This window comes from Oxalobacter paraformigenes, assembly GCF_000158475.2.
GTDB classification, from domain to species: Bacteria; Pseudomonadota; Gammaproteobacteria; order Burkholderiales; family Burkholderiaceae_D; genus Oxalobacter; species Oxalobacter paraformigenes.
In genome coordinates, this window is record NZ_KI392031.1 from 388252 (window position 1) to 412477 (window position 24226).

General features: G+C 57.9%; 13 protein-coding genes. 8 read left to right on the plus strand and 5 right to left on the minus strand.

Annotated elements, in window-relative coordinates; genetic code table 11:
• Positions 1-129: 129 nt before the first annotated feature.
• From OFAG_RS05295 to miaB, 5 genes are all read right to left on the minus strand, one after another.
• Positions 130-912: an FUSC family protein gene (locus tag OFAG_RS05295; protein ID WP_005877430.1), complete on the minus strand. Its 783-nt coding sequence runs from the start codon at positions 910-912 to the stop codon at positions 130-132.
• Positions 913-1240: 328 nt separating this feature from the next.
• The gene (locus OFAG_RS05305) at positions 1241-1636 is read right to left on the minus strand and encodes a hypothetical protein (RefSeq protein WP_147617706.1); all 396 of its coding nucleotides are present in this window, start codon (positions 1634-1636) and stop codon (positions 1241-1243) included.
• A gap of 853 nt (positions 1637-2489) precedes the next feature.
• Complete coding sequence (gene ybeY / locus OFAG_RS05315) at positions 2490-3020, minus strand: rRNA maturation RNase YbeY (RefSeq protein WP_005877427.1); 531 nt, start codon at positions 3018-3020, stop codon at positions 2490-2492.
• Positions 3017-4213 carry a PhoH family protein gene (locus OFAG_RS05320; protein WP_005877425.1) on the minus strand — a complete coding sequence of 399 codons (1197 nt, stop codon included), beginning with the start codon at positions 4211-4213 and terminating at the stop codon, positions 3017-3019. The genes ybeY and OFAG_RS05320 overlap by 4 nt, the downstream gene beginning before the upstream one ends.
• A gap of 106 nt (positions 4214-4319) precedes the next feature.
• Positions 4320-5666, minus strand: coding sequence for a tRNA (N6-isopentenyl adenosine(37)-C2)-methylthiotransferase MiaB (miaB, locus tag OFAG_RS05325; RefSeq protein WP_005877423.1), 1347 nt, complete (start codon positions 5664-5666; stop codon positions 4320-4322).
• A gap of 255 nt (positions 5667-5921) precedes the next feature.
• On the opposite strand from miaB, the gene pstS reads away from it, so the two are divergent.
• The 8 genes from pstS to OFAG_RS13695 all read left to right on the plus strand — a co-directional run bounded on the left by pstS (position 5922) and on the right by OFAG_RS13695 (position 24111).
• Complete coding sequence (pstS, locus tag OFAG_RS05335; protein ID WP_020994892.1) at positions 5922-6956, plus strand: phosphate ABC transporter substrate-binding protein PstS; 1035 nt, start codon at positions 5922-5924, stop codon at positions 6954-6956.
• 220 nt (positions 6957-7176) lie between these two features.
• Positions 7177-8118, plus strand: a complete 942-nt coding sequence (gene pstC / locus OFAG_RS05340; RefSeq protein WP_231371713.1) for a phosphate ABC transporter permease subunit PstC — start codon at positions 7177-7179, stop codon at positions 8116-8118.
• Between the two features lies 1 nt (position 8119).
• On the plus strand, positions 8120-8980 hold the full coding sequence (gene pstA, locus OFAG_RS05345; protein ID WP_005877416.1) for a phosphate ABC transporter permease PstA: 861 nt from the start codon (positions 8120-8122) through the stop codon (positions 8978-8980).
• 85 nt (positions 8981-9065) lie between these two features.
• Complete coding sequence (gene pstB / locus OFAG_RS05350) at positions 9066-9869, plus strand: phosphate ABC transporter ATP-binding protein PstB (RefSeq protein WP_040720960.1); 804 nt, start codon at positions 9066-9068, stop codon at positions 9867-9869.
• Between the two features lie 10 nt (positions 9870-9879).
• On the plus strand, positions 9880-10629 hold the full coding sequence (gene phoU, locus OFAG_RS05355) for a phosphate signaling complex protein PhoU (RefSeq protein WP_005877413.1): 750 nt from the start codon (positions 9880-9882) through the stop codon (positions 10627-10629).
• A gap of 78 nt (positions 10630-10707) precedes the next feature.
• Entirely contained in the window at positions 10708-11409 is a 702-nt protein-coding gene (locus tag OFAG_RS05360; RefSeq protein WP_005877412.1) for a response regulator, read from the plus strand.
• Positions 11406-12701 (plus strand): phosphate regulon sensor histidine kinase PhoR, encoded by a 1296-nt coding sequence (gene phoR, locus OFAG_RS05365; RefSeq protein ID WP_005877411.1) that lies wholly within the window; start codon positions 11406-11408, stop codon positions 12699-12701. The genes OFAG_RS05360 and phoR overlap by 4 nt, the downstream gene beginning before the upstream one ends.
• Positions 12702-13179: 478 nt before the next feature.
• A complete protein-coding gene (locus OFAG_RS13695; RefSeq protein WP_005877410.1) occupies positions 13180-24111 on the plus strand; it encodes a retention module-containing protein in 10932 nt (3643 codons plus the stop codon).
• Positions 24112-24226 lie beyond the last annotated feature (115 nt).

Here is a 24226-nt window from a genome sequence, read left to right on the forward strand (position 1 = left end):
AATGGGCTGGACCGGATTTGTCTGCCGCGGTTTGCGGAAAACGGCAGACCGTTTTTTGTGAAAACAGGCGAACAGGAAAGAAGCGGAAAATGTCCCGCCAGGAAAGCGGGGCAGGATGAGGCAGAACGCTCAGTCGGAGTGATCGCGTTTTCCGGTTTCGTCAGAAGACGGATTTTTTCCTGAAGGGCTGTCGCCTTCTTTTTTGTCGTCCTGACCGGTGTGGGAAAGAATGGAAAACTGGATATAGCGGCTGCGCGGATCGCGTCCGGGCGCGGGCGGCACGCTGTGATGGCAACGGGTGCAACCGCATGCCGGTTCGCCTTCGGCTTCCGCGTTTTCTTTCAGGGCGTGATGCGACTTGAGCGGAATGATATTGATGAAAAACGAGACAAACACGCCGATCAGCGTGTCGATCATGCGATTGATGGCAAACCCGGAAATGCTGGCATCAGTGCCGTGCGTGATCGTGACGCTTAAAAAGGCGATGCAGGTAATGTTGGTCAGCGCGTTTTTCCTCATGAAATCGACAAGGTACTTGAAGGGCGCGATAGCGAGCGGATTTTTATGTTCTGCTGAATCCGTAAAGTGCGGACGGGGCTTTTTCTTGACGATTTCGGCCAGATACATCAGCGGGATAATGCACAGGGAAATGAGCAGGTTGGCCCAGACCGGATGGGTTTCCAGATCAATGCCGCGAATGAGGAAAAGAACGGCCATGCCGGTAAAGCCGCCGATAAGCGTGCCGATTGTCCGGTTTAAACCGATGCGGAAAGTGCTTTTGATTTCCGGCTGGACGCAAATCACCGCCGCGATGGCCGAATAGAACGGCGCCCCGGTACCGATGTCGAAAAACAGATAAATCAGGCAACAGATGAACACCGAAACCGCTGCCTTGATAATAACGATTCCCATATTGCCCTGGTTTCTGGTGTGGTATCGTTATCTTAGCCAAAAGTTTTTCCAATTCTCTTGACCTGTGTTTTTGTTTTGCAAATTGGCGGCGGCGATTTGCCGCTTTTTTCATCACTGCCTGTCACAAGCGGCCGATGAGAACGGCAAGAGAGGAAAGGCGGCCTGATTTCATTTAGTTTTTTCCCTCTCGCGAAAAACGGCTGTTTCCGGGGAAACTCCCGGCAGGAGAGAACGGAGAAAGCCACGAATACCCCGATCAGCGAGCCGGAAACGTGGTTTATCGCCCATGCGTCAGGACAAAACCGCTTCCGTGGGGGAATCGTCACGCTTAAAAAGCGGCACAGGTGAAGTCGGCCAGTGCGCTCTTGCGCATGGAACCGGCCAGAAACACAAGCGGCGCTATCGAAAGCAGGCTTTTCATTGCCGGTTTTTTCAGCAGTGTCGAAAAGGGAATTTTTGGACAGTCTCGGCGATGTGCCTCAAGGACAGAATGCACAGCGAGATCAGAAGGAGCTTCCGTGCCGGCGGGAAAACGGGAATTCCCGGAAAAAAACCGCATTTGCCTGCCGCCGGTCAGCGCGCCGGCGATCCGGTTCGGGGCGCCGCGGAGGGAACTTTTGATTTCCGCCGGCAGACAGGGAATGGCGGCAATGCCTGAACAGAACGGTATGATGGTGCCGACGAGGGAAAATTCGTCAATCCGGCCGCAGATGAAAACGGACAAGGGTCCTTTGACAATCCGTTTTCCGGTAAGCTGAAAAATCCGGCGGGAATCAGGCAGGACCCGGGCCGGAAGACACGTTTGGCAGCCCGGAAGAAGAGTGGCGCCGAAAGACCGGTGCAACTTGATGGACGTTGCCCGCGGGAAAGGAAAAGTTGTCCCGGTTGCCGGTTTCCGGCGGGGAGAAATTTTCTGAAGGCGCTTCCCGGACAAAGGGCGGGCGTCTTCTAAACCACCTGCACGGTGGTTAACGCGCCATGCCTGTTCACGGTTGGTCACACCCACTTCTAAACCACCTACACGGTGGTTAACATTCATCCGATGGAAGCGTCTTTTGCTGTTCGCTTCTAAACCACCTACACGGTGGTTAACTAAAGCATATTCAGTATAAGGTATGGTTTGCGAAGATTTTTTGCCCTGAAATCCTTTTTAAAGCTTCGTTTTTTCAGGGGTTTGTAAGTTATTGATTTACAAGGGGTAAGGAATTTTCCAAAAAAACGAAGGTTCGGCGTTTCATTTCCGTACAAGGCAAAGGCATCGGTTGTGACAGGCGGGACGGCGGCTTTGGCACGGATTTGAAGGACGGGGCCGGAAAAACGGACAGGACGGGTTGTCCGGACATTTCACGGAACGGTTGCTTGTGGATCGGGGCGACGGGGAAAAGGGACGGCTTTGAAAGCAAGGTGTTAAAAAAACGGTTGGCCGACCGGACTGCCCGGAATGAAGCCGGCAGACCCGGTGCCCGGCAGGCAAGCCGGTTCCGGAAAATGCCGCAAAGCGCAGCGGAAAAAACGTCTTGCCGGCAGGGATGGCGGCAGTCCGGAACGGCAAGGGGGCGCCGCTGGCGGCCAAAGCCTTACCGATAGGGATCGGGATAGCCCAGTTTCGCGAGAATCTTCGTTTCCAGCGTTTCCATTTCCCCGGCTTCCGCGTCGTTTGTATGGTCGTAACCCTGCGCGTGCAGGACGCCGTGGACGACCAGATGGGCGGCGTGGGCGTCAAGCGATTTGGCCTGTTCTTTGGCCTCCGCTTCCAGTACATCAGTGCAGAGCACGATGTCGGCCCGTGCCGTTTGTGCACCGGGAGAAGTGGCAAGGGAGGTCAGTTCCAAAGGAGCCGGATCATCGCCAGACAAGCCGATAGCGGACAAATCGAAGGCTTCCATGTCGTCGTATGGAAAAGTCAGGACGTTGGTGGCGTAATCCTTGCCGCGGTAGTCGCGGTTCAAGGCCCGTCCTTCTTCGGCATCGACGAAGCGCAGCGTGATGTCGGCGGGCATTTGCAGCGATGCCTGTACCCAGCGGCGCAGTTTCTGGCGGGTCAGGATGTCTTTGAAACGGGGGTCGGGATACTGCACAGACAGGGAGAGAGGCTGGCGGCTGCTCATTTCGTTTCACCCTTGCCCGCGTTTTTCTTTCTGGCGGCGCTGGCCGTTTCCGTATCGGCGTCTGCGGGTTTGGCGGCCGTTTTTGCCCTGGCGTCTCTGGCCTTTTTCGCAGCCGTTTCTTTTTCCTTTTCCGTTTCTTCGTTCCGGGTCGCTTCCGCAATGGCCGCTTCGGCTTCTTTCATACGGTCGGCATTGTTTTTGCGCTTGTCGGCGCTTTCATAGGCATCGACGATCCGGGCGACCAGCGGATGGCGCACGACGTCGGCGCTGGAAAACTGCGAAAAAGCGATGCCGCGGACGTCTTTCAGGACGTTCAAGGCATCGATCAGGCCGCTTTTCTGGTTGCGCTGCAAGTCGATCTGGGTCACGTCGCCCGTGATGACGGCCTTGCTGCCGAAACCGATGCGGGTCAAAAACATTTTCATCTGTTCCGGCGTCGTGTTCTGCGCCTCGTCTAAAATGACGAAAGCATGGTTTAAAGTGCGGCCGCGCATGTAGGCCAGCGGCGCGATTTCGATGATTTGTTTTTCAAAGCATTTCTGCGTGCGTTCGAATCCCAGCAAGTCGTAGAGGGCGTCGTAGAGCGGCCGGAGATACGGATCGACTTTCTGGGTCAGGTCGCCCGGCAGGAAACCGAGGCGTTCTCCCGCTTCGACGGCGGGACGGGTCAGGATGATGCGGGAAGCGGCGTCGCGTTCCATCGCATCGACGGCGCAGGCTACCGCCAGATAGGTTTTGCCGGTGCCGGCCGGGCCGATGCCGAAGGTGATGTCGTGTTCCAGTATCGCTTTCAGGTAATCGACCTGCCGGGGCGTGCGGCCGCGCAGGTCGCTGCGGCGCGTTTTCAGGACCGGATTGGTCATTTCGGCTTCAACGACCGCCGAAGCCGGCATGCCGGCCGCCAGATTGTCGTTGATGGCGCGCTGTTCGACCAGCGCCAGCTGGATGTCGTTGACCATGACGGGCTTGTCGGCAGCCGCATAGAAATCCTCGATGATTTGCAGGCCGGAGGCGGCGTTTTTGCCGCTGATGATGAAATTGCCGCCGCGGCGGGTGATTTCGATATCCAGCGCCGCCTGGATCTGGCGCAGGTTTTCATCCAGCGGGCCGCACAGATTGGCCAGTTTGTCGTTGTCCACCGGTTCGGGCGTGTAATAGAGAATGTTCGGGTTGTCCTTGTTTTTGCTTTTCACGATCGCTCCGTTTGGTTAATGCCGCATAGTACGGCCATCATGGTACTGCCATTTTAGGCGCTTGCCGGCGGTTTGTTTTGCTTTTTCGCGATTCCCGTCCCGGATGTCACGCTGTCGTGTCGTCTGCGAATTCGCCCCGGAGAGAAAAATTGGCGGCCTCGGTAATGCGCACGTCCCGCATCTGGCCGATCAGGGCTTTGGGGTCGCCTTCGACAGGAATGTGCACGACCCGGTTGTTGCCGGTCTTGCCCTGCACCTGCCTGTCGTTCTTGTGCGAGATGGCTTCGATCAGGACTTGTTGCACGCTGCCGACCATGAGCCGGTTGTAGTGGCGGGTATGGCTGTCGATTTTTTCCTGAAGCCGTTGCAATCGTTCCTTGCGCACGGAGAGCGGGATGTCCATCGGCAGGGCGGCGGCCGGGGTGCCGGGGCGCGGGCTGTAGAGGAAGCTGAAACTGTTGTCGAAACCGATTTCGTCGATCAGTTTCATCATGGCGTCGAAATCGGCGTCCGTCTCACCGGGAAAGCCGACGATGAAATCGCTGGAAACGAGCAGGTCGGGCCGGATGGCCTTCAGCCGCCGGATAATGGATTTGTATTCCAGCGCCGTGTAGCCGCGTTTCATGGCGGCCAGTATCCGGTCGGAACCGTGCTGGGCGGGCAGATACAGATGGCTGACCAGCTGGGGCACGCGCGCATAGACGTCGATCAGCCGCTGCGTGAATTCCCGCGGGTGGCTGGTGACGAAGCGGATGCGTTCGATGCCGGGGATTTCGGCAATGGTTTCGATCAGCATCGCGAAATCGGCCGTTTCCCCGCCTTCGATCTCGCCGCGGTAGGCATTGACGTTCTGGCCCAAAAGCGTGATTTCCTTCACGCCCTGCCCGGCCAGTTCCGCGACCTCGACCAGAACATCCCCGAAACGGCGGGAGACTTCCGCGCCGCGTGTATAGGGAACGATGCAATAGCTGCAATACTTGCTGCACCCTTCCATGACGGTGACGCAGGCGACCGGCGCGTCCACCCGGGCGGGCGGCAGGTAATCGAATTTCTCGATTTCCGGAAAACTCGTGTCGATCTGGGGTTCGCCGGTTTTCTCGAAGGCACGAATCATGTCCGGCAGGCGGTGCAGCGTCTGCGGGCCGAAGACGAGATTGACGTAAGGCGCGCGTTTGATGAGCGCCTCGCCTTCCTGCGAGGCGACGCAACCCGATACGCCGATGATCAGGCCAGCCCTGTTTTTCCGGAGTTTTCTGAAACGGCCCAGATCGGAAAAGACTTTTTCCTGTGCCTTTTCGCGCACGGAACAGGTGTTTAAGAGAATCAGGTCGGCTTCTTCGGGATTATCGGTGCGGAGGTAATTTGCTTCGGCTTCCAGCAAGTCAGCCATTTTGCCCGAGTCGTACTCGTTCATCTGGCAGCCGAAGGTTTTGATGAATACTTTTTTTTGCATGGCGGTACTGTCCGGCCGTCTGCGAGACGGCATTTTTCAATTGATGCGGCAGTTTAACCGATTTGCCCGGCACCCTACAATTGCCGGGGCATACCCGAACGCTTTCCGGACGAAAAGGCGGTATTTCAAGGACTTATCCCTTCCCGGGCCGTTTGTGACGAAACCGTGTGTTTTTCGCGGGATTTGTAACAGAACGGTCATATTGGCTGTTTACAGTGAACTTGTCTGAATTTTTTCCAACAAGCGAGGATGTGTATGAAAGTCTCTTTTCTGGGCAAGTTAGCGATCGTGGCGGCATCCGCTCTGGTGTGCGCTTCCGTATCCGCAGCGGATATCACGGGAGCGGGAGCGACCTTTCCTTATCCGATTTATGCCAAGTGGGCCGAAGCCTACAAGGCGAAAACGGGCAACAAGCTGAATTATCAGGCCATCGGTTCGGGCGGCGGCATCAAGCAGATCAAGGCCAAAACCGTCGATTTCGGCGCGTCGGACATGCCATTGAAGGCGGAAGACCTGAAAGCGGCCGGTCTGGTGCAGTTCCCGGCCATTCTGGGCGGCGTCGTTCCGATCGTCAATCTGGAAGGCATCAGGGCCGGCCAGCTGAAAATGTCCGGCGACGTGATTGCCGACATTTACCTGGGCAAGATCACGAAGTGGAACGATTCGAAAATCACGGCGATGAATCCGGGCGTGAACCTGCCGGCCTCCCCGATTACTGTCGTGCACCGCGCCGACGGGTCGGGCACGTCGTTCCTCTGGACAGATTATCTCTCCAAGGTCAGTCCCGAATTCAAACAGCAGGTCGGAGCGGGTACGGCTGTCAAATGGCCGACCGGAGTCGGCGGCAAGGGTAACGAAGGGGTGGCCGCCAATGTCCAGCGTATCAGGGGTTCCATCGGTTACGTCGAATACGCTTATGCAAAGAAAAACAATATCGCCTATACCCGGCTGAAAGCGAAAGACGGCCAGTTCGTTTCGCCTGACGATTCGTCCTTCAAACAGGCGGCTGCCGGCGCGCCCTGGGCGGCGACACCGGGATTTGGGGTCATCCTGACGAATCAGGCCGGCTGGCCGATTACCGGCGCCTCGTTCATCCTGATGCAGCAGGTTCAGGCCGATCCGGCCAAGGGGGCCGAAGTGCTGAAATTCTTCGACTGGTCCTTCAAAAACGGCGGCAAGATGGCGGCCGAGCTGGATTATGTCGCGTTGCCGGCTGCCGTTGTCAGGATGGTTGAAACCTCCTGGAAGACCGGGCTGAAAGGCGAAAACGGCCAGCCGGTATGGCAGTAAGGGCGGCAGACGAAAGATAAGGTGGATTCCGGATGGTTTTGAATGATTCCACTGGCGGCCGCTTCCGGACAGATCCGGAAGCGGCTTTCAGGCCGGAAACAGGAGATAAGAGAGAAAAAGGTGAATTCCGATGAGTGTGCCGGTTTCAGCGATAGAAAAAAACGTTTCCGCATCCGGTGTCGATGCGAAAAAAAAGACAGGGGGGTCGGTTTCCGAACGGATGAGGGCGATCGGCCGCCGCCAGCAAAGGCAGGACGGGGTTTTCCACGGTCTGACCTTTTTCTTTGCCCTGACGGTGCTGATGGTGCTGGCCGGCATTATTCTTTCCCTGATTGTCAGTTCCATTCCGGCGTTCCGGGAATTCGGCTGGCGGTTCATCACGACGGTGGAATGGGACCCCGTCAATGAGGTGTATGGCGCGGCGATCGCGATTTTCGGGACGCTGGTCACGTCGTTCATCGCGCTTTTGATCGCGGTGCCCCTGAGTTTCGGCATTGCGCTCTTTCTGACGGAGCTGTGCCCTGTGTGGCTTCGGCGTCCGACGGGAACGGCGATCGAACTGCTGGCCGGGGTGCCCAGCATTATTTTCGGCATGTGGGGCCTCTTTGTTCTGGCGCCCATTTTCGCCGATTGTGTCCAGCCGTTTCTGGAAGCGACGCTGGGCGCGGTGCCGGGCCTGTCTTATCTGTTCTCCGGCCCGATGATGGGGTTTGGCGTCTTCACTGCCGGCGTGATTCTGGCGATCATGATCATTCCGTTCATTTCCTCGGTCATGCGGGACGTGTTCGAGACAGTGCCGCCGGTTCTGAAGGAATCGGCCTATGCGCTGGGCTGCACCCGCTGGGAAGTGATGAAAAACATCGTGCTGCACTATACCCGCAACGGCGTGGTCGGCGGCATCATGCTGGGACTGGGGCGGGCGCTGGGCGAAACGATGGCGGTCACGTTCGTGATCGGCAACGCCAACCGCATTTCCGCCTCGCTTTTCGCGCCCGGCAACAGTATCGCCTCGACGCTGGCGAACGAGTTTGCCGAAGCCAGTTCCGAATTGCACGTCTCCGCCCTGTTCGCGCTGGGGCTGATCCTGTTCGTGATCACTTTTATCGTGCTCTCGGCTTCCAGGCTGATGCTGTTGCGTATGGCGAAAAAGGAGGGTTTGTAAGATGAGACGCAAGACGAATGCCACGATTGTCGCCCGGCGCAAGCTGCGCCACCGGCTGGGCATGGGCCTGTCGGTTCTGGCGATGGCGACCGGCCTTTTCTTTTTGTTCTGGATTCTCTATACGCTGTTTGTCAACGGAATCGGCGCGCTGGACTGGGCGCTTTTCACCGAAACGACCCCGGCGCCCGGTAATGAGGGCGGCGGCCTGATGAATGCGCTGGTGGGCACGGTCATGATGGTGCTGGCCACGACGGCGATCACGACGCCCATCGGCATTATGGCGGGCCTGTATCTGGCCGAGTATGGCGACGCCAGCTTATTCGGCCGCGTGACCCGGTTTACCGTCGACATCATGCTTTCCGCCCCGTCGATCGTGATCGGTCTCTTCATCTATGCGATTTACGTCGCCAACATCGGCCACTTTTCCGGCTGGGCCGGCAGCTTCGCCCTGTCGCTGATCGCCTTGCCGGTGATTGTCAGGACGACGGACAATTTTTTGAATCTGGTGCCGCAAAGCCTGCGCGAGGCGGCGTTCGCGCTGGGCGCGCCGCGCTGGCGGGTGGCGACGATGATCCGGTTGAAGGCGGTCAGGGCCGGGGTGCTGACGGGGGTTCTGCTGGCAGTGGCCCGTATTTCGGGCGAAACCGCGCCGCTGCTCTTTACAGCCTTGAACAACCAGTTCTTTTCGGCGGACATGAACGCCCCGATGGCGAACCTGCCGGTCGTCATTTACCAGTTCGCGATGAGTCCTTACGACAATTGGCGCGAACTCGCCTGGGGCGGCGCGTTCCTCATCACGCTGGGCGTTTTGGGACTGAACATACTTTCGCGCGTGGCTTTTGCCCGCAAGGCGGCAAACTGATCTGGGAGCAAACAAGATGAAATGCGATACAGGATGGATGGGCGGACAGGATGCCCATACGGAACGCGGCGAGGCAATGGCGCTGATGGAACGCCTTGAGGAAAAACGGGCGGTGCAAACGAAAAAAGAGGCCGTGAAAAAAAGCATCGAAATAAAAAACCTGGATTTTTATTACGGCGACTTTCAGGGATTGAAAAACATCAATCTGACGATTCATGAAAAGAAAGTGACTGCCTTTATCGGGCCGTCGGGCTGCGGCAAATCGACGCTGTTGCGCACGATGAACCGGATGTATGACCTGTACCCGAAACAGCGGGCGGAAGGCGAGATTCTCTTCAAGGGAAAAAACATTCTCGATGCCGACGTGGATGTGAACCTGCTGCGTGCCCGGGTCGGAATGGTGTTCCAGAAGCCGACGCCGTTTCCCATGACGATTTACGAAAACATCGCGTTCGGCGTCCGGCTGTATGAAGACCTTTCACGGGGCGAGATGGACGAGCGGGTCGAATGGGCGCTGAAAAAGGCGGCGCTCTGGAACGAGGTCAAAGACAAGCTGGGGAAAAGCGGCCAGAGCCTCTCCGGCGGCCAGCAGCAACGCCTGTGCATTGCGCGTTGCGTGGCGGTCAGGCCGGAAGTGCTGTTGCTGGACGAACCGACGTCGGCGCTGGACCCGATTTCGACCGCGAAGGTCGAGGAGCTGATTTCCGAACTGAAAGACGAATATACGATCGCCATTGTGACGCACAACATGCAGCAGGGCGCGCGCTGTTCGGATTACACGGCCTACATGTATCTCGGGGAACTGGTGGAATTCGGCGAGACGGAGAAAATTTTCATGCGGCCGGAAAAGAAGGAAACGCAGGACTATATTACGGGACGGTTCGGTTAGGGGGCAGAAAATGGAACAGCGAATCAGGGGAAACGAAACGGATGTGGACGGCCTGTCCCTGTCCGGCCATTCTTCCAGACAGTACGATCAGGATCTGGAATGGATCCGGTCGAAAGTGCTTTTGATGGGCGGACTGGTGGAAGACCAGTTCAGGGACGCGATGGCGGCGATGGAAAGGGGGGATGTGGCGCTGGCGGAAAGGGTGGTTGCCGGCGACGCCCGGGTGAACCGGGAGGAAGTCGGGCTGGATCACGCCTGTGCGCAACTGATTGTCCGGCGCCAGCCGGCGGCCAACGATTTGCGCAACGTGATGGCGACGGTGAAAGTGATTTCCGATCTGGAGCGGATGGGCGACGAGGCGACCAAGATCGCCCGGGCGGTAAAAAACATCCGTTCCGGCGATCTGTTGCTTCCCGACCACTACCGGGCCGTGATCGGCATGTCCCATACGGCCAAACGCATGATGCATGAGGCGCTTGATGCCTATGCCCGCATGGATACGGCCGCTGCCCTGGCGCTGATGGCCGTGGATGATGTGGTGGATGCCGAATTCCACGATATCGTCTGTTCCCTGATCGAGTATATGAGACGGGAACCCGAGGCGGTCGAGGCCGGTGTGAACCTCTTGCGCGCGGCCAAAGCCATCGAGCGGATCGGGGATCACGCGACCAATATCGCCGAATTCATCGTCTATGTGGTGGAAGGGAAAGACATCCGCCATACGGATTACCGATTGCAGACAGAGGGCACGATGCGCTAAGCTAGTCGTGTCTGGCGTTTTTCGTGTCGTGACGCGAATCATGGACTGACAGATAACTTCGAACGGGGTGCCTTTTCTATGGCAAGCGAAAGTATTTCGATTCTGGTTGTGGAAGACGAACCCGCGATTGCGGAACTGGTCGCCTTTTCCGTCAAAAGCGCCGGCTGGATGCCGGTGACGGTGTATTCCGGAACCGAGGCATGGACGGCCTTGCAGCGTTTTCGTCCGGACGTGGTGTTGCTCGACTGGATGCTCCCGGATCTGTCCGGCATGCGTCTTTTAAGCAGAATCCGCGAACACAGGGAGATGAAAACGCTGCCGGTCATCATGCTGACGGCGAAAACGCTGGAAGAAGACAAGGTCGCCGGACTCGATCAGGGTGCGGATGACTACATCACCAAGCCGTTTTCGCCAAAGGAACTGGTGGCAAGGATCAACGCGCTCTTGCGGCGGAAAGCGCCGGAACGCGCGAAAAGCCTTTTGAGAGCGGGCGCGGTCACGCTCGATCCCGAAAGCTGCCAGGTGAAAATCGGCAATGGCGAAATCGAGATGGGCCATTCCGAATTCAGGCTTTTGAAGTTTCTGATGGCTAACCCGGACAGGGTCTTTTCACGGGGCCAGCTGCTCGACAAGGTGTGGAGCAACCAGCTGGATATCGAGGAAAGAACGGTTGACGTGCACATCCTGCGTCTGAGAAAGGCGCTGAAAGGTCAGGAAAACCTGATCAGGACGGTGCGCGGAATGGGCTATATGCTCTCGGAAAAGGACAAAAGTGAATGAATCCCCATGTGTTGTTCTGGATTCCGGCCGCCTTGCGGCTGGCGCTGATCTGGATCGGTTCTGCGGTACTGTGGTATTTCTTCGGGCCGGTCGTCGGCCTTCTGGCCGGACTGGCGCTGACAACAGCCATCACCGTCTCGCAACTCTACTATCTGTCGGCGCTGGACATCTGGCTCGATTCGCCCCGGAGTGACCGCCTGCCTGACGGGTGGGGCGCCTGGCATGCCGTTTATTCGCATCTCTACCGCCTGAGCCACGACGAGGAAAAAAGCAAGAAAGAACTGACCGAATGGCTGACGCGTTTCCGGGAAGCGATGAATTTCCTGCCCGACGGGGTGGCGATTCTGGACAATGTCCTCTTTCTGGACTGGTGCAACCCGGTGGCCGAAAAACATCTCGGTCTCGATCTCGAACGCGACAGGGACATGCGGATCACCAATCTGGTGAGAAACCCGGCTTTCATTGATTACATCATTTTGGGCCGTTACGACCAGCCGCTGGAAATGAAGCTGAATGACCGTTATCTCGTCTTGCAGATCATTCCGTTCGGCAACCGCCGGCATATTCTGGTCACGCACGACAGGACGGACACTGTCCGGACCGAAAAAATCCGCCGCGATTTCGTGGCGAACGCCTCGCACGAGCTCAGAACGCCTTTGACCGTTATCAACGGTTTTCTGGAAGTGGCGATCGCCCAGCCCGATCTCGATCGGGAAACGCGATTGTCCCACCTGAAAATGATGAAGGAACAGGGCGAACGGATGCAGACGCTGGTGGAAGGCATGCTGACGCTGACCAATCTGGAATCCAATGATTATCCATTGAAACGCGAGCCGTTCAACGCCGCCCTTCTGGTCAGGCAGGTCTTTGAAGCCGGGCAGGCGCTTTCCGCCGGACGGCACGTTTTCGCGCTGGAAACGGACGGCCCGGAAACGCTCTATGGCAGCATGGATGAAATCCGGACGGCCTTCACCAATCTGGTCACCAACGCGATCCGTTACACGCCCGACGGCGGGAAAATCACGGTCACATGGACAGCGACGGAAGAAGGGCCGCGTTTTTCCGTCAAAGATACCGGCATCGGCATCGAGGCCAAGCATATCCCGCGGCTGACGCAGCGTTTCTATCAGGTGGACAAGAGCCGCAGCCGTCTGGTCAACGGTACCGGGCTGGGCCTTTCGATTGTGCGGCATATCCTGCTGCGTCACGACGCGAAGCTGGATATCGAATCCGAAACGGGCAAGGGCAGCGAATTTTCCGTCCGGTTCACCCGGCGCATACTGGTTCCCTGATTCTTCAGGCAGGAGAAAGCGGGCCGGAGCCCGCTTTTTTGGGGCGTTTTCCGGAAACGTTTCCGTATCGCCTGCCGCGACAGGCGAGGCCGGAGGGGCGCGCTTTGGCCGGTCGCGGCTCGTCTGTCGGGCCTGAGGCCGCTTTTTTGCGTCAAACGGGCGCTCCCTGCTTTTTTTTGACGAACGGAACTTTTGGCTTTCCGGGCGGTCTCATTCCTTATTTTTTACCTTGATTTTTTGACGCAAAACCCGATGCCTGCCAGAAACTCCCTTAAAGACCCTTCATGTTGCGCCTGCTTTCACAGAGACCGGATCGCCTGTCGCCAGACAGGCCCGCAAACCCTGCCAAGCCCGTAAAAACCGCCTTTCTAGTACCTTGGTACAATAGGCATTGCGCTCTTGAAAGTTTATTCTGGGAAATATAGTCGGGAAGTCCGTCGGGGATTTCCTGCCAGCCCAGACAGGAAAAGAGGATCATATGGCAATCGGGATCGTAAGAGCGCTGATCGGCACGACGACAGCAAGAAACGAAAAAGGTGAAGTGCGCGTATTGAAAGTCGGCGATGCCGTGGAAGCCAACGAAGTCATTCAGGCGGCGGCGGGCAGTACGGTGCATATCGCGTTTAACAACGGGAATTTCGCGACTGTCGGCAGCAATGAAAGCCTGATGCTGGACATGGCGGTCGTCGATCCCGAAGGGACGGCCGCACAGGCACAACAGGACGGCCAGAGCGTCGCCGACATTCAGGCGCTGATTGCAGAGGGTGCGGACCCGACGGAAATCGCCGAAGCGACGGCGGCGGGCGCCGATGCCGGGACGGCTGGCGACCCGAACCATTCAGGTTCGCATTCCTTCGTTGTCGTCGATCAGGTCGCGGCGCGGGGCAACCTGACGCCGGGTTTCGAGACGACGACGTTTGCCAATCCGGTTCCCGACACGCAGGTTTACGATGGCGCGCTGCCTGACGCCAATGACGCGCCCGTTATCGACCTTGCCGCGAGCGACGCTTCGGTCGACGTGGTGGAAGCCGGGGTCTATGTGGGCGGCAACGACGAAAAGGCAGGCATTCCCGTCATCAATGGACAGGTCGTTGCCAGTGATCCGGATGGCGATACCCTAAGCTATGTCCTGATCGGCCCCGACGGCCCGGCTACCAGTATCACGACGGATTACGGAACCATTACCCTCCATCCCGACGGTTCCTATACCTATGAACTGGACAACGGCAGGACAAACAGTCTGGCCGAAGGCGAGAAAGCGGTTGAGCGCTTCACAGTGGAAGTCAGCGACGGACGCGGCGGTACCGCGCAAGCCGTCATTACCGTAAACGTGACAGGCAGCAACGATATCCCGTCTCTGGAAGTGGGCAAAACCCGGCTTGTCGTGACCGACGACGGGGCGACGGTCGTGGAAGGCGCGATTACCGATGCCGGACAGGCTTTGGGCAGCGATCCGGACGCCGGCCATACTCTGCACTACAGTTTCGGAACGGATGCCGATGGCAATCCCGTTACCCGCATCACGGACGAGTACGGCACCCTGACCATCAATCCGGATACGGGCGAATATACCTATACGCTGGACAAGGACAGCGAAGCGGTCCAGAAGCTCTCCGGCCATGGCGACGATGTGACACAGCGCGTGACAGTGACGGTGACGGACGAATACGGCGCTTATGCGGAACGGCCGCTCGATATCCTTATCCGCGGCGCCAACGATGTGCCGGTCATGTCGGCCGTGACCGAACATGTCAGGGATACAGGGGTTTATGGCGATGGCGCGGTATCGCCTGATACCCCGACAGCGGACTATACCGGCCCGGACGGAGATGGCCATATCCGGGATGGCGAGCACCGCACGGAAGCCAACGGACAGCTTCAGGGCTTCGATGCGGAAGGCGATGCACTGTCTTACGGCGTGGACACAAGCGGGATGGCCGCCGGAGAAACGATAAGGCTTGTCAATCCCGACAATGATGGCGACACCACGACGATCAGGGTGCTGGAAGTCAGTACGGGTGACGGCACGACCACCATCGTTACGGAAGCGGGAACCTTCGTGTTAAACGCTGACGGCAGCTACCGTTTCTCTCTCAATACCGAAGCCGGCGGTTTTGTGGATTCAATGGGGGAAGGCCAACGGTGGAACCTGACTTTCGATGTGAGCGCTTCGGATGGCGAGCTGACCGGCCATTCCTCGCTGACTGTCTGTATCGAAGGCGCCAATGAAACGCCGGTTTTCACCCAGCTGATCCCGCAGGATTATCTGGGCGAAACGCTGTCGCCTGTCGGTACTGACGGGGCGTGGGTGGTGACCGCGGCCGAACATGGCCGCTGGCGGGGCGGTGAAGGCAACAGCAACCGGGAAGCCGATCATTCCGATGTGATTTCCGGCCGTTTTGAGGCGGCCGACCGGGATACCGGCGCGAGCCTGAGCTTTTCCGCCGCATTTCAGGCGGGTTTGACCAGCGGAAAAAATGCGGACAAACTGGGCGAACCGGGCAGTCTGGAACTAATAGATGTCGAGGAAAAAACTTTCACCGAACCGTTCCGGCTGGCTGACTATGCCGACAAGCATGTAAATAACGATTTCAGTACCGACCAGTTTGCCGAGCTGCCTGCCGGAACCTATCAGGTTTTCCATTTCGAGGTGGGCGATTTGTATATCGACGTGAACACCGGGCAATACTATTTCAATGTCCATGACGACAGCGATCTGGTGAACCGCATGAATCTGGGTGACACCCATACGCTTAATTTCAGCGTGACGGTAACGGACGAACACGGCGCCTCTTCCTCACACGACTTCACGATCAATATCGAGGGCCGAAACGACCGGCCGGTGCTGGCGGTCACCGAATCGCTTTCGGCGACCGACGGCCAGACGGCAGAGGGCAATCTGCTTGACGACGGCATTGTGAAAGTCAGCGATGCCGACTTCGGCGACAGCCACACTTTCTGGATCGTGACGAATCCGACCATGAACGGCAACAATCCGGGGGACTATGACGGCAGAAAACAGGATTTTGCGTCCAACAAGCTGGGCAATTACGGCCCGGTGACCACACTGGAAGGCAAGTACGGCATACTGACCGTTCATCCGGACGGCAGCTACACCTACAAACTGTACGGCCCGGGAGAGGGTCACGACGACGCTTACCAGGCCGTGAAAGGACTGGGCGTTAACGACGCTTTTAACGACGAGATTTTCCATATCGCCGTTGAGGACAGCCACGGGGCCTTCGATATTCAGGAGATTGCCATTACGGTCAATGGCGTCAATGACGCGCCGGTTGTCAATGGCTTCAACGTGGACGTCAAGGAAGACGGCACCTATCTCGACGGAAAAGGCGGCATGCATGACACGGGCCTCATCACGGATCCGGCGTATCAGGGCTTTATCGGCGACCGGCAACACAAGGTGGCTGCCGAAGGCAATGTGTTTACCGACAAGGGGCATGGCGGCAAGCCCATCGTGTCTGATACCGATGCGAACGACAAGCTCACGGTGGACGTCCAGCCGAACCGGGATGGCAACGGCGATATCAAGTTCACGCTGACCGGTGTGCAGGACGGCGTGGATGCCGGCGGACTGACGCCGGAAATCATCAGCAACGTTTTGACAGACGGTATTCGCACCATCGTCACCAATTATGGAACGCTGACGCTGAATACCGAAACGGGCGAATACCGTTTTGAGCTGTCCGATAGTGCGCTGGGCGAGGGCGGGATCGCCGACAGGCTGGCACAGGGGCAGAAACTGACCCTGAGTTTTGTGTTGACGGCAACAGACGAAAGCGGCCAGAGCGCCCGGCATATCATGGGCATCAATATTCAGGGGGCGAACGATGCGCCTGTTATGACGATCGCTCCTGAGGACAGGGTGCTGGACGTTTACGAGAAAGGGATCGGGTCGGACAAACCGGCCGCTTCCGGCACGGCGGTCGGCATCGACGACGACTATGGCGCGAAAAAACAGTATTCGCTGATCGACGAACACGGCAGGGAGGTGACCTCGATCACGAACGAGTACGGAGCGCTCACGATCGATCCGGATACCGGGGAATACACTTTCACGCTGAACAACGACAGCGCCGCCGTTCAGGGATTGAATGTCGGCGACGTCATTCCGCAAAACTACACTATCCGTGTAAGCGACGAGCACGGGGCTTACGATCAGCAGGATGTCACGGTCAACATCCACGGCGCCAACGATGCGCCGACGGTCGGCTATACCAGTATCGAACTGAAGGAAACCGGCGTTTACGACAATCCGGACAATCCAAAGGACAACGGCAATTCCCTAACAGTCGATCCGGCCAGGCCGGACAATTCCTATGTCTATCCCGGGGAACACAAACTCCAGGTCTCCGGCATACTGAAAGGTTCCGACGTGGACGATCCGCAGGACAGCCTGACGTACCGGATCGATGCGCCGGACGGAAAAGCCTTCCAGATCGTCGATGCGCAGACCGGCAAAATTCCGGTTGCCGACGGGGAAACGATTTCTCTCAAGGTTATTGGCAACCATACCGATGCAAACGGGATCCAGACGCTGGAAACCAATTTCGGCAAACTGGTTCTGGATACCCGGACGGGCGAATACACCTTTGAACTGAACGATGAGGGAATGGTCCAGTATCTGGGCGAGGGAGAACGGGTGAATCTCCAGCTCACAGCCCGGGTGGAAGACGGGCATGGCGGAACGGGATCGCGTATTTTCCAGATCATCATCAAGGGCAGCAACGATATTCCCGACCTGTCTGTGGACAAACCGGTGCTCGACGTCTATGAAAAAGGCGCGGATTCGGGGTCGTCCTACAACGCTGCCGCTTCCGGCAATGCCACAGGCAGCGATCTGGATCATGGCGACCAAAAAGGCCTGAAATACAGTTTCGGCAACGATGAAAGCGGCAAACCGGTCACGTCCATCACCAACGATTACGGTACGCTGACGATTGATCCGGCTAGCGGAAAATATACCTTTACCGTCAATAACCAGAGCGGGGTTGTGCAGAAACTCGACGAGGGCGACACCGTTACGCTGGATTACAGGGTGCGCGTTACCGATGAACATGGTGCATGGAAAGACGTGCCGGTTCATGTCAATGTGCATGGCGCCAATGACCATCCCTATCTGCAGGCCGGCAGTCAGGTCGATGTCAAGGAGAGCGGCGTAATCGATGGAGGCAATAAGCCGACGGCTGGCAAGGAAACCAGCCAGATCGGCAAGAACGATATCCGGGACTGGGAAGGCGATGATCTGACTTATTCCATCAATGCCAGGGCGGCCGATGACCGCAATCCGGGTAAATGGAAAGGTGAAACGGGTACGGATGGGGACGGCTGGCAGACGTACAAGACAGATATGGGTACGTTCCATCTCGATCCGGCAACCGGCAACTATTATTTCGTGCTGGACAACGATGCGCAGGTCGTCCAGGCGCTGAAAAGCGGCGAGACGGTGCAGCGCTATATTTCCTTTACCGTTTCCGACGGCAAGGGCGGCGTGCTGGAAACCTGGGCGACCGTCAATATCAAGGGCACCAACGACAGGCCGGCGTTTACCCTGCAGCAGACCGACAGCGGCTATGCCGACGCGACAATCCAGGGCGAAGACGGCAATCTGGTCGTGAAGGAAGACGCTTCCCTGAATACGGGCGCGACGGCCTCAGGCACGGTCGGGGCAACCGACGTGGACAAGGACAATGCGGGCGATCCGGGCAAAAACGGTTTGCGTTACGGCGTCGATCCGGCTGATCTGGCCGGGCTGGGCGAAGGCGTCAGGATCGTTGCCTCAGGCATGTACAACGGGCGGGAACTGGTCACTGAATTCATCGACGCCTATGGCGGCACTTTCAAGATCGATCCGGTCAGCGGCAAATATACCTATACCATCGACAATGCGAATTCGCAGGTGCAGGGATTGCACGAGGGCGACAAGCTGCTTGAAAACATCCCGGTTACAGCAGTTGACAGGCATGGCGCAACAAACGAAAACGAACAGACAGTCACCGTCACGATTGTCGGGACGGACGACAGGCCGGTCTTTACGGCCGATGGCTGGAACGCTCTGGCGATCGAGCAAGGTGTCGTCCGGGGGCCCGACGGCGACGGCAACCGTGAAGTGACAGGCCAGAGCGCCAGCGGAACGGTTTCGGCTACCGACCGGGATGCAGGCGATACGCAGGCGCTGGAATACCGCCTGACCGACAGCGACGGCAAGCCCTTGTCGGGCGGGAATTACCATGAAACAACCGACGGCGAGGGCGGCAAGGTGCTCACGCAAAGCTGGGAGGGCCAGTACGGCACCTTCACTTTCGATACGGTAACCCGTCAATGGACGTATGTGATTGATGAAACGAAAGCGCAGGGACTGGCCCAGGGGCAGACTGTCAATGAATCGTTCTCGATCACTGTCACCGATCCGGCCGGCAATGCCGTGACGAAAGACGTTTCGGTGACCGTTCAGGGCACGAACGACAAGCCGGTTCTGACTGGCGGCACCGACAGTGAAGGCAACCCTCTGGCGCAGGATGCGACGACGGGCGCTTTCAGGGTCGAGACCAGCGAGGACACGGCGTCGGTGAGCGGCAAGCTGGCCGGTCACGATCCGGATGCGCCGGTGACGGGAACGTCTCCCTATCCCGGTGCGGACGATGCCGGGCTGCGCTTTTCGCTGGTGGATGATCAAGGCAGCAGCCGCCAGATTATCCAGGGCGAATACGGGCGGCTGGAGTTACAGCCGGACGGGACGTACCACTATTATCTGGACACCACGAAAGTCCAGTATCTGGCCTCGGGTGAAAAGACGACCGACCATTTCACGGTCCGGGTGAGTGACGGGCTGGGCGCACACAGCGAACAGAAGCTCGATATCGTCATTAACGGCGAGAACGATATGTTCACGATCGGCACGGCCGCAGGCGGAAACGGCCAGTCGGGCGTTCAGGAAGACAACGGCCTGATAACAGACAAGACCGATCCGGTTCCTTCCGTTACGGACGAACTGGTGGTTGTCGATCCGGATACGTCGGACACGCACAGTTTTTCCAACCTGCAATCCGGCAATCTTTCTGCCAGTGTGGATCCGGTTCATTCCAATCTGCTGATTGTCGAGGGCAAATACGGCAAGCTGACGTTCGATACGGCAACGGGCAAATATACGTATGAACTGACGGAAAACGACGCGAAAGAGATCCAGCAACTCAATGACGGCGGTACGCTAACGGAAAACTTCACGATCGACGTCACTTCCGGGAATCTTCTCCAAAGCGATACGCAGAACGTGACGATCACCATCACGATCAAAGGCACGAACGATGCGCCGGCGATCGAATCAATGCATCAGGCTGGCGAAGGCAAACCGCAGGATCTGACAGATGGTTCGACCGCCTATGTTTCGATCGATGAAACGGAGGCGTCCGTCAAGGGCCATTTCAAGGCCGGCGATATCGACGATACGAAACTGTCCTACGGGTTCCAGACGGTGTTCATGGACGGCCAGCACATTCTGGTCGGCATGATGGCGGACGGGACGTTCCAGCTGCTGAATGTCGACGGAACCCCGAAGCTGGATACGGCAGGCAACCCTGTTACCGCGATTGACGGCCATCCGATTACGTCGGACGATGTGGAAACGGTCAACTCGATCCGGGGCGAATACGGCACGCTTTATCTGAAACCGGACGGTCACTACGAATATGTGCTCGATACGGAAAGCAAGACCGTTCAGAATATGAAAGACGGCGACGCCAAAGTGGATCATTTCGTCGTGAACGTCATCGACGCGCACGGCGCCAGCAGCACGACGGCGCTGGATGTGACGATTCATGGCGACACGCAGTCGGGAAGCGCGGGCGGCAGCGAACCATCGCCTGTCCCGCACCCCGATCTGCATCCCAACCTTTCCTTTAACGTACAGGAAGACATCAAAACCGAAGGCCACAGCAGTGTCCTGGTGCAGGGAGGCCAGACCGACGGGGCCACCTTCAGTTTCCACGATGCAGAGGGCCATGCCGTCCAGTCGATTTCCGATGAGTACGGCACCCTGTATCTGGATGCGAAAACCGGAAAATACACCTATGAACTGCATAACCATACGCAGGCCGTGCAAAGTCTGGCAGATGGCGAAACCGTTGTCCGGCACTATACGGTGCATGTGAACGGAACCGGTCAGACGACCGGAATCGAGATCAAGATCAGCGGTACAAACGACGCGCCGGTAATCGACAGCGTGGGAAATCTGGCGCTGACGGAACACGTCGAAACCGGCTGGACGGGCGGCCTGTCAACGACTGGCCGGATCACGGCGCACGATATCGATCATGCGCTGGATAGCAATGGTCAAATCGTGACGAATCCGGACGGTTCGGTACAGAGCCAGACGCTGACGTATTATTTCCTCGGCGCGGATGGCCAGCGTCTCGATTCGATCCAGACCGGGTATGGGACGGTTACCCTGAATCCGGATGGATCGTACACTTACACCGCGGGTGGCGGCAAGTCGCCTTTGCCGGAACACATGACGCTTGACGAGATACTGACCGACAGCTTCAGGGTATATGTGACCGACGATCCTTCGGGCGTCAGGCCGGGCGTCGGGCAGGATGTTTCTGTTACCTTAAACGGCGTCAACCATGCGCCGGTCATTACCGCCGGATCGGAGAGTTCCAGCCTTTTTGTCACCGAAGACGTGAAAACGGAGGCGGCATCCAGCGCGGAGAACGGCTGGATCATCACAGACGATACTTCCGGCAATCTGACGTTCTCGAAGGCGGACGATCAAAGCCATACGAAAGTCTTGTTCGTCAAGGGGGAATACGGCAGCCTGATGCTGAATCCCGACGGGTCGTACCGTTACACGCTCGACAACGAGTTGCGCGAAGTCCAGCAACTCGCAGAGGGCGAAAAAAAGACCGAACATTTCAAAATGACGGTCTGGGACGCCGACGGGGGGTCGCGTGAGGTCGATATCGCCGTCGGGATTACCGGGACGAACGATGCGCCGCAGCTTTCGGTCGATTCCACCCTGTCTGTCACGGAAAAAACCGCTACCGAAGTCAGCGGCGATGCGTCGGTTTACGATGTTGACAGGGGCGACACGCATACGTTCGCGATCACCGGTCAGGACGGCAAGCCGCTGGCGACAAATGAAAAGGGCGAATATGTCACGACTTACGGAACGGTAACGATTGATGCAAACGGCCATTACATTTATCGTCTCGACCCGGCCAAATCGGCGTCGCTAAACGAAGGCGAGCAGGCGCAGGATTCGTTTTATGTGACCGTTTCCGACGGAACCGATACCGATACGGGCAAGGTAAACGTGATGATCACCGGAACGAACGACGCGCCGACGCTGGCGCTGGACAATCTGGCGATGAACGAGTCGCAGACCGGCACGCTGACCGGAACGGCGCAGGGAACAGACGCCGATACCGCCGCTTCGCTGACCTACAGCTTTGTCAACGGTAACGGCACTTCGCTGACGATGAACGGCGATTACGGGACGATCACCATCGATCCGGTGAGCGGAAAGTACACTTACGCGCCGGATACCGGTGTAGTCAGCGATCTGGGACTTGGCCTGAAAGCCGACGGCACGCCGGAAACGGTTACCGATTCCTTCCGGGTGCAGGTTACGGACGAATACGGCGCGTCCCATACCGAAACGCTGGAGGTGACGATTTCGGGGTCGAACGACGCGCCCGTCATTACCTCCGCGCCCGGCCTGAACCTGACGGAAGACACGTCGGCCGGTGCGGGCGATACGCTCGTCTTTACCGATGCGGATGTGAACGATTCCCATACGTTTGCTGTCGGATTGGCAGGTGATGCCGGTCCCGGAGGAGCGGAAGCGAAAGGGGAATACGGTTCGCTGAAGATCGATGCCGACGGCCATTACACCTATACGCCGGACGATCGGGCGCAGGCGCTCGGACAGGGCGAAAAGGCGACCGAAACGTTCACCGTGACGGTGGACGACGGCCACGGCGGTACGGCGACACAGACCATTACGGTCAATATCGCCGGAGCGAACGATGCGCCGGTCGTCGATACGTACACATCGGACGCGGAAGAGAATACCGGCGGTTTCGCTTTCACCGATGTCGATGTGAATGACACGCATTCGCTGTCCATCATAACAGCCGATGGACAACCCCATACCGTTACGCTGGACGATACGGGGCTCTCCGGTACGGTCACGATTGCCGGACTGGGCGATTTCGTCCTGAACGGTACGAAAGGTGAAAACGGCAAAATTGACTGGAGTTATAGTTTCACCGCCTCGGATGAGGCGAAAAACAGTGTGGCGGCCGGGACGACCGGTTTGGTGAACGTGCAGATTCAGGTCAGCGACGGGCATGAATCCGCCCTGACCGGAAATCTGACGGTCGGTATCGACGGAACGAATGCGCTGTCGGGAGACGCCGGCGCCGCGAATATGTCGCTTGCCTCGCTGAGTGCCGATATGGCGATAACAGGCATCTTGCCCGCGACGGATACCGAAGGCGACATGCTGACTTACCATTTTGATTCGATCGGCGAACAGGGCGATATCGCCGGCCAGTACGGTACCCTGCATTACGACGCCACGAATCACCGTTACGAGTACACGCTTGACATGTCCGAAGCGAACCTGCACAAGCTGGCGCAGGATGACACCCTGGCGCAGGCGAACGGGGAAACGTTGCATGAGGCATTCGGCTATCGGGTAACGGACGCCGCTCATCCGGATGGCGTTGAGGGAACGTTCGACGTCAACCTGAACGGGTTGAATACGGCGCCTGGCAGCAGCGAAACCGACGTGCTGGGCGATACCACGGTGGATCACAGCCAGATTCTCTTCGGGGAAGGCGGCAACGATACCCTGCACGGCGGTCACGGCAACGACTATCTGTCCGGAGGAGACGGCGACGACGCGCTCTACGGAGGGGAAGGCCATGACGTTCTCCAGGGCGGCGACGGAAACGACATTCTGGTCGGCGGCGCGGGCGACGATGTGCTGACCGGCGGTCTGGGCAGCGACACCTTCAGGTGGCACGCCGGCGATCTGGACGGCGGCCGCGACAGGGGCGATCACATTACCGATTTCCATCTCGGTAACAATGGCAATGGCGACGTGCTGGATATCGGCGAACTGTTGCAAGGCGTTGAAAGTACCGGTCAGCTGATTCATGGAGGTTTTCTGAATCTGCAAATCGACAAGGTCGATAAGGATACAGGGTCGGCGACGGTGACCCTGTCAATCGACCGGGACGGCAGGGACGGTCACGCGCATGACAGTACGACGCTGGCGACGATTGATATCCATGGATTGCCTCAGAATTTCGATCAACTGTCTCACAACGATCAGGTCAATGAGCTGATGAATCAACTGGTCAACAATCAACAGATCCAGTTCTGATCCGGGGAGCGTTCCTTCAACAGGGAAACGGGAGACCGTTTCCCTTTTTTATCCGTATTGACGGCTGGCGACTATACCGCGCCTGTCGTGTCACACGCGTTTTCCTGCCGGTTTT